The organism is Thalassococcus sp. S3 (assembly GCF_004216475.1).
Lineage (GTDB): Bacteria > Pseudomonadota > Alphaproteobacteria > Rhodobacterales > Rhodobacteraceae.
The window spans coordinates 1,174,826-1,187,793 of record NZ_CP022303.1; the positions used below are offsets into that span (position 1 = coordinate 1,174,826).

Annotated in this window: 14 protein-coding genes; 8 read left to right on the top strand and 6 right to left on the bottom strand. The window is 54.7% G+C overall.

Translation table 11 applies throughout. The features are described from left to right. Window positions 1-123: 123 nt before the first annotated feature. Window positions 124-414 (top strand): hypothetical protein, encoded by a 291-nt coding sequence (locus tag CFI11_RS06020; protein WP_130404039.1) that lies wholly within the window; start codon window positions 124-126, stop codon window positions 412-414. A 1,004-nt stretch (window positions 415-1,418) separates the two neighbouring features. Here CFI11_RS06020 and CFI11_RS06025 read toward each other — a convergent pair. Continuing rightward, entirely contained in the window at window positions 1,419-3,755 is a 2,337-nt protein-coding gene (locus CFI11_RS06025; protein ID WP_130404041.1) for an AAA family ATPase, read from the bottom strand. 257 nt (window positions 3,756-4,012) lie between these two features. Between CFI11_RS06025 and CFI11_RS06030 the strand changes: the two genes are divergently transcribed. Both CFI11_RS06030 and CFI11_RS06035 read left to right on the top strand, forming a co-directional pair. After that, entirely contained in the window at window positions 4,013-5,554 is a 1,542-nt protein-coding gene (locus CFI11_RS06030) for a hypothetical protein (RefSeq protein ID WP_165390192.1), read from the top strand. A 320-nt stretch (window positions 5,555-5,874) separates the two neighbouring features. Then, window positions 5,875-6,510 (top strand): glutathione S-transferase family protein, encoded by a 636-nt coding sequence (locus CFI11_RS06035; RefSeq protein ID WP_130404045.1) that lies wholly within the window; start codon window positions 5,875-5,877, stop codon window positions 6,508-6,510. 30 nt (window positions 6,511-6,540) lie between these two features. Here the strand turns inward: CFI11_RS06035 and CFI11_RS06040 are convergent, their stop codons facing one another. From CFI11_RS06040 to CFI11_RS06055, 4 genes are all read right to left on the bottom strand, one after another. Beyond that, a complete protein-coding gene (locus tag CFI11_RS06040) occupies window positions 6,541-7,161 on the bottom strand; it encodes a glutathione S-transferase family protein (RefSeq protein WP_165390193.1) in 621 nt (206 codons plus the stop codon). A gap of 215 nt (window positions 7,162-7,376) precedes the next feature. Next, the gene (locus CFI11_RS06045) at window positions 7,377-7,763 is read right to left on the bottom strand and encodes a nuclear transport factor 2 family protein (protein ID WP_130404049.1); all 387 of its coding nucleotides are present in this window, start codon (window positions 7,761-7,763) and stop codon (window positions 7,377-7,379) included. An 83-nt stretch (window positions 7,764-7,846) separates the two neighbouring features. Then, complete coding sequence (locus CFI11_RS06050) at window positions 7,847-8,200, bottom strand: VOC family protein (RefSeq protein WP_130404051.1); 354 nt, start codon at window positions 8,198-8,200, stop codon at window positions 7,847-7,849. Window positions 8,201-8,286: 86 nt separating this feature from the next. Next, complete coding sequence (locus tag CFI11_RS06055; RefSeq protein WP_217358753.1) at window positions 8,287-9,087, bottom strand: SDR family NAD(P)-dependent oxidoreductase; 801 nt, start codon at window positions 9,085-9,087, stop codon at window positions 8,287-8,289. 352 nt (window positions 9,088-9,439) lie between these two features. Between CFI11_RS06055 and CFI11_RS06060 the strand changes: the two genes are divergently transcribed. The 5 genes from CFI11_RS06060 to CFI11_RS06080 all read left to right on the top strand — a co-directional run bounded on the left by CFI11_RS06060 (window position 9,440) and on the right by CFI11_RS06080 (window position 12,083). Next, window positions 9,440-9,790: a MarR family winged helix-turn-helix transcriptional regulator gene (locus CFI11_RS06060; RefSeq protein ID WP_371687469.1), complete on the top strand. Its 351-nt coding sequence runs from the start codon at window positions 9,440-9,442 to the stop codon at window positions 9,788-9,790. After that, a complete protein-coding gene (locus tag CFI11_RS06065; protein WP_130404055.1) occupies window positions 9,787-10,446 on the top strand; it encodes a glutathione S-transferase family protein in 660 nt (219 codons plus the stop codon). Before CFI11_RS06060 ends, CFI11_RS06065 begins: the two co-directional genes overlap by 4 nt. Further along, window positions 10,337-11,224 carry a DUF899 domain-containing protein gene (locus CFI11_RS06070; protein ID WP_254449030.1) on the top strand — a complete coding sequence of 296 codons (888 nt, stop codon included), beginning with the start codon at window positions 10,337-10,339 and terminating at the stop codon, window positions 11,222-11,224. The genes CFI11_RS06065 and CFI11_RS06070 overlap by 110 nt, the downstream gene beginning before the upstream one ends. A gap of 3 nt (window positions 11,225-11,227) precedes the next feature. Continuing rightward, window positions 11,228-11,716 (top strand): SRPBCC domain-containing protein, encoded by a 489-nt coding sequence (locus CFI11_RS24920; RefSeq protein WP_130404057.1) that lies wholly within the window; start codon window positions 11,228-11,230, stop codon window positions 11,714-11,716. An 82-nt stretch (window positions 11,717-11,798) separates the two neighbouring features. Further along, a complete protein-coding gene (locus CFI11_RS06080; protein ID WP_217358755.1) occupies window positions 11,799-12,083 on the top strand; it encodes a transposase in 285 nt (94 codons plus the stop codon). On the opposite strand, the gene CFI11_RS06085 is transcribed toward CFI11_RS06080, so the two are convergent. Further along, window positions 12,073-12,933, bottom strand: a complete 861-nt coding sequence (locus tag CFI11_RS06085; RefSeq protein ID WP_254449031.1) for an SDR family oxidoreductase — start codon at window positions 12,931-12,933, stop codon at window positions 12,073-12,075. The two genes, CFI11_RS06080 and CFI11_RS06085, sit on opposite strands and share 11 nt — an antisense overlap. Between the last annotated feature and the right edge of the window lie 35 nt (window positions 12,934-12,968).

Here is a 12,968-nt window from a genome sequence, read left to right on the forward strand (position 1 = left end):
GCGGGGGCGGACAGCCCCCCGACTATTGAGACGGCCTCAAGGTCGGCGTCGCAAAGACATGCAAACCGACGTCTCAGTCAAAACCAGATAGAAAGAGCGGTGCACAAACATGAAGTACGAAAAATGACAGATCTGACCATCAATTTGCCTGATGACCTTCATGCGCGCCTTGTCCTTGTCGCGGCCGCTGGCGGGATCGACCCTGAGAAGCTTGTGCGTCAAATCCTCGCTGTCAGAGTTGGCGTAAACAGATCCTCAAAAGAAGATCCGTTTTCGAGTGTATTATTGCGAAACCGACCCGAAGATCTTTTGGACCTAGCCAGGACGAAGCCGGTCTTCATTAGAGACGTTGACCATGGAGATTTTGTCATCGTCGCCCAGGAAAGATACAATGATGGCAGCGCGCCTGAATAAGGGGTTGCGTGTCGGTTCTTAAAGGTTTCGGGGCTGTCTGCCCCCGCGCCCTACGGGCGCTCCCCCGAGGATACTTGCGGCAAGATGATACCACGATCTCTGTATGAAAGCGCTTCAAAAGGATGACGAACGACACAAGAGGTCCTCTTTGTGTAATCGCCCATGGTTCGCTGAGGAGTACAGAATGATCGCGGCGGACCCTTCGCGACCGATGCTGAGTGAAGATGAACTTGGGAGTTCAAGGTTCTGACAGTTTAGACCAAAATGGAATGTCGCTATTCGCCGTTTGAACTTGGCCTCGGTTCCACTAAGCTGCTGGTAGTAATGGGATGGTCTAACCGTCTGTTCATTGGCGAGCTCAGGCTCGCCTTTGAATTTTATTGTCTCACAACATGCCCGCGAGAACTTCGGTTTCAGCAATACCACGACCTTTTGATCGGGCCCCCTTTCAAACTCCAGGCAAGCATCAAGCTACCGTCGCGGGCCGATGTGCGTCTCAATTCTTGCTGTGCTTGCGAAAGCAGTTTGATGCGATCAGTTTGCCTTTTTCATGGCGTTAGAACTTCATTCATCCGTCGAAAACAGACCTTCCACGGTGTGACTCAAATAGCAGCAAATCGTGCTGCTCTGCAGCCTGCGATTTCCCAGCGCCGCCCCGAAGGAATTGCTGCGAGTGCACACCTGGTTCGTACGGTGGTTCCGCAATGGGCTCGCTGCTGACCTTCGTTGCATCTAGTTCCAAGGTCGCCCGGCAGCCCAAAGCGGAAATGGCCGTTACGCATGTGGGCGGGAAGCGGAAGTTCGCTACAATTGCGAACTCAAATGACAGCGTCTGCGTTAGCGGACCTTGGAGAATGAGCTGAAACGGGACTCGAAGACCGTCGAAGAATCAAATGGAGATTGGCGAATTTGCTACTAAGCGGCCATGAGTTCTCCGCGGGTTTCTAGCCGTGCGACTGATGTGAAACCCCTCACGTTCGGACAGCGCAACCTTTAGGGCAATTTTATTTGCCCTTTTCAGAAGCGCCCTTGATTAGCTCCAGCTGACCGACTGCGAAACGCTTTACTACGGAAATGGTTTCCTCACATGCCAGCTTGAGATCGCCTGGCACCGGTGTTTCCTCATAGTACGTGCCGTGACAAAGTGAGTTAATGAGGACGCTCTTTACGGCAATACCTTCGTCACCAGCTAGGTGCTGCACAAACGTTGATAGGCTCTCTGATTTATCCGGGCGGCAAAACCGGCCTATAGCCTCCAGTACGGACCGGACCGAGTTGGCCGTTCGGTGGTCCGGATCACGGCCATTGGCGACATCATAGACGTCTCTCAGCTGTTCTTTGAATGGAGCAACATACTCCTTGAGGCGGACAAGTTTGTGAGTGCCTGCATCTGGATGCAGAGCGAATGCAGCCCCCTTTCTTTCGTCCACGATCCTGTTGGTTAGGCATATGTTGAAAAAATAGCTGCTGTGGGTGAGAATCAGAAGCTCTGGCCGCCGGTGCTTGTTGCCGTCTATCTGACCTGGATTGATCGAGATTTCACCTTGATCTGCGATGTTTAGATTCTTGAGTGTTTGGGCAATTGAGAACACAAAATCATAGGACATCGAGGTGACAGGATCATCAAAAACCAGAAACAGCTTTCTATAGTCGGCGTTGGCCTCAACCTTCCTATGGATGCAGGCCACAAAGTAACAGAACGCAATCGCAGTTTTCTCCCCATCGCTAAGCGTGCGATGGGGACCGCGTATCATCTCGTGTGTGCCACGCTTTAGAACGAACTTGTCCTTATCGAACAGATATTTGTCTGAGAAAAACTCTTTCAGCAGCAACTCAAAAGTCTCGGCAACCCTAGTCCGTGCGTCAGTAGACGGGCTCGACTTTTCAAGTGCCAATAGCGCTGCTGCAGCTGCAATTGTCGCCTCGCGAAGACTTCTGAGCGTTTCAATGTCGCTCCAGGTGGTAATTGCGAATTCGGCCTCAAAGGCAATGCAGGCTTTGCGTTGTAGGTCACGGCGTTCTTCATCAGATTTTTCGACTGCTCTCGTAAGCTTTTGTGCCTTGGAATTGTTGGCTGCGATAAGATCATTTATGGCGGTAATGTTCGCTGCCAGATCAACCTCTGGCATCGAGAGCGCAACTGTCAGGGCGTCCGCTTTCTTCTGAATCATGTCCTTTAGCGCGACGAGAGTGTCCCGCAGTTTCTTGATTTCTTCCTCACCATCCCCAAGCGCAACATCCTTTTGCGATGGAACAAAGCTCTTGAGTGTATCAAACCGTGACTTTTGGCGGGAGAGCTGGTTCTCATTTTCTTTAAGCGCTGACTCCATGTTTAGCAGGGCGCGGAAGAAACCACGCAGCTCAGTCTTGTGCTTTTCTTCTGCGTCCGAAAAATAGCCGACATAGGCATCTATTATTGCTTTGGGATCACCGGCTTTGATCCCTTGCTCGCAAAAAGGACAGCTCTCACGATGTTCATCCTGCACGATCTTCGTGCCGGTAGCGTAGAACTCGCGATGTTCATCGATCTTTTTCTTGATGTCTTCCGAGACGCTTGAAGGCGAGGTGATCCTGCCCAAAGAGTCCTCTATCGCCTTCAGGTCGATATCATCGCTAGGAACGGGCCCAACATCATCAGGATAAACCGGATCAGACGGTATCGCCTTCAGGGCATCGAGGTCTTTGATGATATCGGCAACGCTTGGCTTGGGCGGTTCAGGCTTGTCTGTGTAGCGCTCAAGTAGGCGATCAAAAGTTAGTTCTTTGTAGCCCTTGAGCTGCTTGTTGATTCCTGTCTTCTCAGCCAGCTCAGAAAGCTTTTCTTTGTCGAATTTGCCCCGCAGCGCGGCTTCAGCAGCCAGCTCATCTGCTTGCGCTTTGGCGAGCGCTTCTTGTGCGTCTTTGATCTTGATAGATTCACTATCAACGGCGATCTGATTCTCTATTTCGCCATCGATCTCATACTGGCGTTCCCGAAGCTCCTCCTGAACAAAATCCTCTGAAAAGACGTGGAAGATCGTACCGTCCAGTTCGGGTGTGACGACATCGCCGTTCTTGTTCAGTGAGAGCGTTCCCATGGCTTTTGGACCGCGCGCAAATGAAAACGTTCCCTTACCATCAGCTGACTCATCGGAAACCAAATTCTTTGCGGCATCATCGACATCTCGTGCTTGCCCATGCAGGTCGAGGTAGCGAAACGCGCGTGACAGGAAGGACTTGCCGATACCATTCCTTGCGAAAACCAGATTCTGGGCTTTATTGGTGAGCTCTCCATCGAGGGAAAGCACTGGTCCCAGAAAATTTGCAGAAATCAAAAAACTAGGTTTTGGAAGCGTGCTCATAATAACTCACTCAAATTTACATGCAGCTTAGCAAGGCGGAGCCAAAGGGTCCACGGATTGCACAAAGGTCTGCTTCTTCTTTGCATGTTTCGGGTAGCCAAGATAACTATTTGTCAGCTGATAGGCGCCTCTCGTTATTCCATCTTGGAACGGCCTACTCCCCGGGACTCAGCATGCAAATTCAGCCTTCAAAAGGAGCTACAAACTGTATCTGATAGAGAACTAGATCAACCATACCAGCGCGTTTGAGGAACTTCATGCTGACCCAACGTTTTTTGACAACCGTTAGGCTACTGTCTCCCATATTTCTTGGGATGGCTGCTGGGATTGGGCTCACAGTCTTTGCGCTTTTTGTAGCGGAGTACTTTCTAACCAGCCTAATAATCGGGGGCGTCGCCATCGTCCTAAGCGGCATACTCGTCTTCTTGGTGTTCAAGACACTGGCTGCGAGGATAGCAGCTCGAAAACTGGCCTCCGAAGACGAAACACGAAATCCGTTCGTTAGGGCGCTCGTCGAGAGGCTTACTGAGGGTATCGCGGAAACAGACATTTCTAAGAAAGACCTCGAACATAAGACAAATGATGCTCTCAAGGGCCTTTCGGCCGCTTATGCTGGTGCGGTGGCAATTGGTATTAGCGTTGCGGCATTAGGTGCTGTGATTGCCCTGGTCTCGGCAGTTGCATCACTTCGACAGGTGGAGCGGATAGATGTGCAAAACCAGCTCATAGAAGCACAGATATACGAATCTCAGGTGAACCGGATATCTTCGATTTTTTCCGCTCAGATTCCCAGTTTGATGACGGAAATCGAACGAGAGAGAAATGGAGAAAGTTCTTGGGTGCCATCTAGAGGACTCCAAGCACGCATTCAGACCATCATCGACACTTCAGAACCTTATTTGTCAGATCCTGAGATTGAGAAAATTCTGATCGCACTGCGGGAAGAAATGGATCTCTTGCCTGAGTTTGAAGATGGTCTGAGCTCTGCTGCTCAGATACCAACTAGCCCCATCTTTAGCCCCGAACGCGGACAACTATTGAGAATTCTGATTGCAAGTGGTCTTGATTTTTCGAGGTTAGAAGTTCCGTTTGATTTCAGCGGAGCCGACCTTAGAGCGGTTGATTTTACGAGTGGGCAGTCCCAGGTTTCCGCCCTCAATCTTGGGGCTACAATACTCAAAGACTCAAACTTGATCGACGCAGATTTGACGAACATCGCAGCCACTTCGATTGACGTTTCGGGTTCCTTTTTGCCACAGGTCGCAATCGTCGCTCCGTTAGATAGCGGTCGAGGAGATGCTAGCGGCCTTGATCACCTACTACTTAGGACACAAACTAGGTGGCCCATGGCTGGTAATGCCATTGTAGTGTCTCGTACTGAACTGGGGAGGCAGTATTTCGACTCACTTTTCGCGGCTCAACAGGAGACTGGAGCGAGGCTTGGCTGGCGACCTTATATATTTTGGGGTGAAGTAGTTCGCGCCAACTTTGCAAGTGGAACGCTTCACCTGCTAAGCAACGATTTTTTGGCGGACGAGTCATTCTGGGCAGCTCAACAAATCTTGCTCACTGCCACCGGTCCGGAATGTGCAACGGGACGCGAGATCGACTACTTGACGTCACTCTACTCACATACCCTTAGTGATCAGAGTCTTGGGGTTTGGCATGAAGTCTGGCGTGAAGTTAACAACGTCCTTACCCCCCAAATTTCTGAATGTATTGTGGCCAACGCATCCGCTAACCCAAACCCACCCAAGGACCCTGAAATATCGTTTGCGGTGCGGATGTTTCCCTTTTGATACTATACCCTGGTAGCACTCCTTTGAAGGCGAAGGCTGTATCATGACTTAAACTTTGCAACTGCAGCGAACGTCCGCAAAGCGGGCTGCGTCCGCAGCATATTGACCGCTGGGTGAATGGCGGGAATGGGCCGTCCTCATCGCCGTAATCTTGGCTTGATGGCATGATGCTGCGTTTGATCCGATGTCCGCACCGAGCCCAAAATGACCGATGCTGCAGAGCGCTCGAAAGTCGGCTTTGACGAGCTCAGCTAAGTCCATCATTCTGCCGGTCACCAGACGACTTCACTAGGATTGGAAGGACATTGCGGTCTGAGCGTATGAAACTGTTCTTCAGCCGAAATTTCAATCCTCGCTTGGCGGTAGCTGTGGCACGGCATCTTGGTGTGGAAGTTGAGTTCGAGTTCGCCGCTCCGCTTGAGCCAAGTCAACGGGATCGCTTCCGGTTACTCAACCCAAATCTGCTTCTGCCGATCCTGATCGAGGGCGATACCGGCCTCTGGGAGGCAGACGCAATCGCGTGTCGACTGTCTCAAATCGCAGGATCCGATTTCTGGCGTTGGGGGCAGACAGCGCCCGACATGATCCGATGGATCAGTTGGGGCCGCGCCAACTTTGTTGCTGCTTGCGACAAGGTGCATTTCGAACGAGTTACAAAGCGCCGCTACGGCCTTGGTCCAACGTCCGAAGACGAAATTGCCAATGGGCTTGAACAGTTTGCTACAGCCGCGTCTCTGCTAGATGGACACCTGGAAAGATCAGAGTGGCTGCTTACCGATGGTCTTTCCTATGCCGACTTCCGCATGGCCTGTGTCCTGCCGTCCGCCGACCTCGCCGGGCTACCACTCGACCGATACGCCAATGTCTCAGCCTGGCACGCGCGATTGTGGGCGATAGATGCGTGGAGAGAACCTTTCGCCGGGCTTGATGCGCCAGAGTTGCCTCCAATTAGTTGAGGAGTTGCATGCGTCCCGTGAATTATCTCTTCAGGCGAATTCCCTCAGACTCTCGCGTTGGGATACGTCAGAATACCAACGCGCCAAGTTGGGATATTGGGCGCCGGAGCCTATGATTGATCGCGCGCCGAGAAAGAAGGCCGCGTAGAGAGTGATATCCGCGATGGTGAACGTCTGTCCTGCCACGTAGCGGCGTTCGAGAAGTTCAGCGTCGAGCCACTCGCATTCATGTTTGGCAGATTGACGACCCACGCGTACGACAGCTTCGTCTTGAATGACCTTGTCTTGGAAGAACTCGAGAGTGTTTCGCACAATATCATCGCAGTGTCGGAACAGGCCAAGCTCAATGCGCCGGTTCCACATCTCAACAACCGCTTGATCCTTCGCCGTCACTCCCATCAGCGGAGGATCAGGGTAAGTGACTTCAAAGTAGCGGCAGATCGCAACGCTCTCGGCGACAAAGGTCCCATCGTCCAGTTCCAAAACCGGCAACGTCCCTTTTGTGTTCTTCGCCTTAAACTCTGGTTGTCTGTTGACACCATTCGCCACGTCGACGTGCACGAATTCGACCGTCTCTAGAATGCCCTTCTCAATGAGGAAGGCTCGAACGCGAGGAGGATTTGCACCGCTCTTGAATTGATAGATCTTCATAGAGCACTCCGTTTTGCCCGCCATACGAACCTATGATGTCTAAACCGCCGTCGACACATTGTCGGTCGCGAAAGCCGGACCATCGAGTATTAAAGTTCGATGACTGCTTTATCCGCTGATCGCTCAACTGGCCTTAACCTTTCAATGTCTCCCTTTGGGACGGCCCAGTACTTTTACAACTCAACGAAGAAGTGGCTGTGGTGGCACGATTCAGATCATGTCAAACGTATCGGCATCGAATGATGCTCGTGAGCGAACTGCCACTTTCCTTCGATCTTCTCGAAGCAAAGAGTCAAACGGCAGACGGCGTTCGGCCCTCCTCCGATTTTCAAAAGGCCATAAGCAAAGGCAACAGTATCGCCTGCCACAACCTTCAGTTCTTTGACGCGAAACCGGTCCGGTCCGGCAGCATTGTGGGCAAAAAACAACTCCCATCCTTCACGATATGCGGAAAGACCCTCGATCATCAGCGGCTCAGGTACATCGTACATGACGAGATCGTCCGCGTGGTCAGCTAAGATCGTCTGCAGATCACCTTCGCAGATAGCGTTCTCCCATTGGCGAATAAGTTCCTCGATTTCGCTGATATCTGTAGCCTTCATGCCGGCAAAGCTCCTTTTGTTTGGCTATCCGCGCCCGGATCTGTGCACACGCCGCCCCGATGTGATTGCAGAAGCGTAGCGGGCTAAGCCGGATGCGAAAGAATGTTGAGAAGCTTCCCGGTTGGGTCCGACAGATAGAACCGGCGGACACCCCAAGGCTCATCGGTGAGCTCGTAGTCTATCGGATGGCCCAATGCCTTGGCACGAAGATATACAGCATCGACGTCTTCCACCTCGATCGACAGGTCTGGAACCTTCGTTCCCGAACCCCCCTCCGTGGCAATGCTGATCTGCGGTCTCGCAGTTTCACCAGACGCGACGGTTACAATCCATCCGTGATCCATAACCACTTCCAAGCCAAACAGGTCTTCATAAAACGCTCTCACATTCTCAACTGAGGACGCGGCGATGTTTGAAACAATACGTTTGACCGTCACTTGTGTTTCCTTTTTCCTTGTTCGCCGTCGGATGCCTCGTGAAACCTGTCGCGTTCCGGGTGCTCGCCTCACCAGCTCTATGGCGGTTAGTCCACAATTTGCCCGCAGGTCACGTTGAGAGCCGAACCAGTAACTGCCGACGCACGGTTGGAGGCAGCGAGCACCGCGGCGTCGGCGACCTCATCCGCACGAGGAAATCGCTTTAGCAGCGTCGCGGCACGCATCTGCTCAAGATAGTCGGACGCTGCAATGCCCGCTTGGTCACCGTGTTCATCGGCGGCAACATCGTCACCGAAAGTCTCTGGTGAGCCAGCAGACCGTAGCCAAGTCACTCTTACGCCGGCGGGCCCGACTTCTGAGGCCAACCCGCGATAGAAGCCTTCAATGGCGCAGCAATAGGCGCCGAAACCACCGACGAGCGGAAGCGCTAGGCGGGAGGGGGTTGCGGTCAGGGCCAGGATAACTCCGATCCCGCGCGCCTCCATTCGGCGTGCAGCCTCTGTCGCTGTCGTGAAATGGGCGTCAGCGCCTATAGCGATCGGGCGAAGAAAATCGGCCTTCGACATCTTGGTAAGGGCCGTGCCCTGATCATCCTCGACGCCGATTAGGTTGAACGAGATGTCTATAGGACCAGCAGTGGCCTCGATTTCGTCGGCATGGTCGCGAACCGCGCTCGCATCCAATGCATCGACGATCGAAACGGTCGCCCTGCCGCCCTGTGCTTGAACCTCTTCGGAGACAGATTCAAGGGCATGGACGTTTCGGCCGCAGAGATGGACGCCTGCACCGTCACGTGCGAAGGCGGCCGCCACACGGCGCCCGATACTCCCGCCGGCCCCATAGATGACGGCATTCTTTCCCGAAAGCAGCATCGTCAGTTCATCCATCCAGTTGGCCGTACACCGCTGCTGTGCTCGGCTCTCATGATCCCCGGATAGCTTCGGGTGTTTGACCTACCATTGGTATTCGTCACGATACGACGAAGAATATCTGGTCGAGAATTCACATTGAGGCTCCTGTTGGTTTTCTGAGTCGAGCAACGATCCCGGCCAGCTTGACATTGTATTGCGTTGATATCAACATAAATCTATGGAAACCGCACTATCTCATAGTGACACGGTTGAGGTACGGGATCGCTGCCTCTGCTTTCGCGCGCAGCGCGCAGCGCGGGCTCTTGCACGGAGATTTGACAACGCCTTTCGACCCTTCGGGATCAATCAAGGGCAGTTCTCGCTGTTAATGGCGCTCAACCGCCCCGAGCCACCGACAATCGGTGAGATCTCCGCATTCCTGGCCATGGACCGCACGACTCTGACGGCAGCCCTCAAGCCTCTGTCACGGCGGAACCTGGTTCAGGTTATTGCCGACCCCAATGATACGCGCGCGCGACGACTTCATTTAACGAATGACGGTCGCGCGCTACTCGCCGAAGCGTTGCCGGTCTGGCGTGCCGAGCATGACGCAGTGGACAGTTGGTTGCTTGCGCTGGAGGGCGGCCTCGATCTTGAAGCCTTGCGCGGAGGCATTGGCTTGCTTGGCCAAGCCGACCGCCCGGCCCCTACCGCGCCCAAAAACGGAGACCGCACATGACCAACCTCATCCTGACCACCCTCGATTGGGTGCCCGATTTTCCCCGTGGCTTCGTTCGTGATCTTCGCATCCGATGGGCCTTGGAAGAAGCTGACTTGCCCTACGAGGTTGCGACGACGCCTGTCGGCGATGCCGAGGCCCGCTTGCCGTTCCAGCCCTTCGGTCAAGTGCCATGGCTCACCGATGGCGATGTGACAATCTTCGAGACCGGGGCGATCCTGATGTATCTCGGCGAGCACAGCACGGTATTGATGCCGACTGATCGGCCAGGCCGCACCAAGGTCATGGAATGGCTCTTCGCGGCGCTCAATTCCGTAGAGATGCCCGCAGTGCCTTGGTCGCTCTATCGGTGGGCCGACGATGAAACGCAATCGCCCGGCCGCGCACATCTCGAACGGTTCCTGCACGGGCGTCTCGACCATATGGAGGTGGTGCTCGCAAGACGTGACTGGCTCGCCGGACCGTTTTCCATCTCCGACATCGCCATGGCGGACGTGCTTCGACAATTGCAGGATTATGGAGTTTTTGCCGAGCGGCCAGCCTGCCGTGACTACGTGGCGCGCGCCACCGCACGGCCAGCTTTCAAGAAGGCATTTGCCGACCAGATGGCGCATTTCGAGGCGGCGGACGCCGAACGCGCCGCGCGCTCCGAATGACGCTTCGTCAACTCAATTCATTCCGCAAGGAGACAGATTATGCCCGACGCAACTGCCTATCCTGACATCGTGTCGAAAGACGCCTGGTTGGAGGCGCAAAGGACTTCTGGAAGAGGAAAAGAGGATCACGCGTGAACGCGATGCGGTCAACGCCCTCCGGCGGCGGCTGCCAATGGTTCGCGTAGAGAAGGATTACGCATTTGAAGGGCCCCAGGGCGCCCTGACGCTGCGCGATCTCTTCGGCGATGCGCGCCAACTCTTTGTCGGCCATTTCATGTTCGACGCGGAGTGGGAGAACGGCTGTTCAAGCTGCACGCATCTGGCTGACGAAATCTCGCCTGCCCACATCCGGCACCTCGCCGATAGCGATACCGCATTCGCCTATGTGTCGCGTGCGCCGATCGACAAGATCGAAGCCTACAAGGCCAAGCGCGGTTGGACCTTCCCCTGGGTGTCGTCCTTTGGCAGCGACTTCAACTACGACTTTGGGGTGACATTCGACCGTGAAAAGGGGTCAGTCACCTATAACTACAAGACCGAAGCAGAACTGGCGGAACGAAATCTCTACGGGATCAGATCGGGGCAGTCCTCAGAACATCCAGGCTTCAGCGCATTTCTGCGGATTGACGACGACGTCTTCCACACATACTCGACCTACGGTCGCGGTGGAGAGACGTTTGGCGGCTCACACTATATACTCGACATGACCGGCTGGGGGCGCCAGCAGGATTTTGAGGTCTCACCGGAAGGATGGCCGCAAGAGCCGACGTATGGGTAAAACATGAGCTCAAGACGCGTCGATCGCGCACAACGAACTATCTCAGCTCCTGCCGAATTGATCTATGGTGCCTTTCTTGAGCCATCACTACCTGAGACGTGGCTGCCACCGAATGGGATGACTGGGAAGGTTCGCGAGATCAACGCCTCCGACGGCGGCGGCCATGTGATGAGTCTTTATCACCGAGATGTAACGCCGGCAGTTCCGGGACAAACAACCGAACACAAAGACAGGTTTCAGGTGATGTTTGATGAGCTTAAACCCGGAATGCAAGTTGTGCAGCGTGTAATGTACGATGCGGCCGCCCCAAGCTTCGCGGGTGCAATGAGGCAGACTTGGACGTTTCAGAGTTCCGAACAAGGTACAACCGTATCAGTCGCCCGCGAGAAGGTCCCGACAGGCATTCGACCTAAGGATCATGCCGCGGGTCTGAACTCGTCACTTTTGAAACTTGCGAGGATGGTCGAAACCAACACTAGGCCTGCTCCATAGTTGTCGAGCGAGCACCCGTATTTAGCCCTGGAGTTCCCCCGGTTTCGTGGACACCCTTTGATTGAAGTTGGAAGGTGTGCAGATGCCGAGAACAAGGACCCCGTACCCGGCGGCTTTCCGGGAGCAGATCGTAGAGCTGCATAAAACTGGTAGGAGCGCTGAGGACTTGGCGCGCGAGTTCGAGCCCTGCGTGGCGACGATCCACGCCTGGATCCGGCAGGCGGAACGGGATGGCGGCAAGCGAGCCGACGATGTTTCATGCGAAATGCCGACACAAACCCAGCCTCACCCGAAAGACCAAGTCCTCCGCCAACGTCAAATAGCGGAGGACGAGTGCCGGACGCCAGGTTCATCCGCTACCGCGTGAGATAGCCTCCATTCACAAAGATCGTCTGACCGTTTGTCCATTGGCTGTCTGGCAGAGCCAGAGTCGCAACAGCAGGTACAACATCGTCCACAGTGCCCAAGCGGCCCTCAACCGACAACCCACTGGCATAGGCGACAGACTGCGGGGTTTCCGCTGCGTGGAAAAACGGTGTGTCGATTGGGCCGGGGGCCACATTATTCACGGTGATGCCGCGCGCCCCCAACTCCTTCGCCATCATGCGAGTGAACTCTTCCACTGGCGCCTTGGTGCCACCGTAAGCCGCGTAACCGGGGGCCGCCCCAGCAGTCAACGACGTTCCAATCGCAATAATCCGACCACCATCGCGCAAGCGCCGCGCCGCTTCTCGCATGGCGTAGAAGGTGGTTTTTGTGTTGTCATTCAATAGCTCCTCGAACTCCGCGTCGGTGAAATCCGCCACATGTTTCTTGATAATGCGCCCTGCCGTGTGCACGAGGATATCAACGCCTCCGAACTCGGCTTCGGCAAGGTCGAACAAGGCCGCGACGTTTGCACTGTCGCCCAGATCACCGTTGATCAGTGCAGCACGACGACCAGCGGCGCGGACGCGGGCAGCCGTCTCTTCGGCTTCCGCACGCGTTTCTGCGCGATGGTAGTGCACAACGACATCTGCGCCCATCTGCGCCAGTCGTTCCGCAAAGCCGCGGCCCAGATTGTTCCGTGCACCCGTCACGATTGCGACTTTGCCGCTCAGGGGCTGGCCACCCGCAGCAGCGGTGCCCGTTGCAGCAGCGGCTGCCGTGCCGAGAGTTGCAGCACCCAGGCCAAGCAAGACAGAACGGCGGGAGGGTGTCATTTCATGCGTCGTCATTTCAAAGTCTCCTTGTTGTGATGACCCAGACATAA

Bases quoted from the DNA above. Each gene is read 5' to 3' on its own strand.
- CFI11_RS06020 (WP_130404039.1), top strand. From the start codon at position 124: ATGACAGATCTGACCATCAATTTGCCTGATGACCTTCATGCGCGCCTT.
- CFI11_RS06025 (WP_130404041.1), bottom strand. From the start codon at position 3,755: ATGAGCACGCTTCCAAAACCTAGTTTTTTGATTTCTGCAAATTTTCTG.
- CFI11_RS06030 (WP_165390192.1), top strand. From the start codon at position 4,013: ATGCTGACCCAACGTTTTTTGACAACCGTTAGGCTACTGTCTCCCATA.
- CFI11_RS06035 (WP_130404045.1), top strand. From the start codon at position 5,875: ATGAAACTGTTCTTCAGCCGAAATTTCAATCCTCGCTTGGCGGTAGCT.
- CFI11_RS06040 (WP_165390193.1), bottom strand. From the start codon at position 7,161: ATGAAGATCTATCAATTCAAGAGCGGTGCAAATCCTCCTCGCGTTCGA.
- CFI11_RS06045 (WP_130404049.1), bottom strand. From the start codon at position 7,763: ATGAAGGCTACAGATATCAGCGAAATCGAGGAACTTATTCGCCAATGG.
- CFI11_RS06055 (WP_217358753.1), bottom strand. From the start codon at position 9,087: ATGGATGAACTGACGATGCTGCTTTCGGGAAAGAATGCCGTCATCTAT.
- CFI11_RS06060 (WP_371687469.1), top strand. From the start codon at position 9,440: ATGGCGCTCAACCGCCCCGAGCCACCGACAATCGGTGAGATCTCCGCA.
- CFI11_RS06065 (WP_130404055.1), top strand. From the start codon at position 9,787: ATGACCAACCTCATCCTGACCACCCTCGATTGGGTGCCCGATTTTCCC.
- CFI11_RS24920 (WP_130404057.1), top strand. From the start codon at position 11,228: ATGAGCTCAAGACGCGTCGATCGCGCACAACGAACTATCTCAGCTCCT.
- CFI11_RS06080 (WP_217358755.1), top strand. From the start codon at position 11,799: ATGCCGAGAACAAGGACCCCGTACCCGGCGGCTTTCCGGGAGCAGATC.
- CFI11_RS06085 (WP_254449031.1), bottom strand. From the start codon at position 12,933: ATGACGACGCATGAAATGACACCCTCCCGCCGTTCTGTCTTGCTTGGC.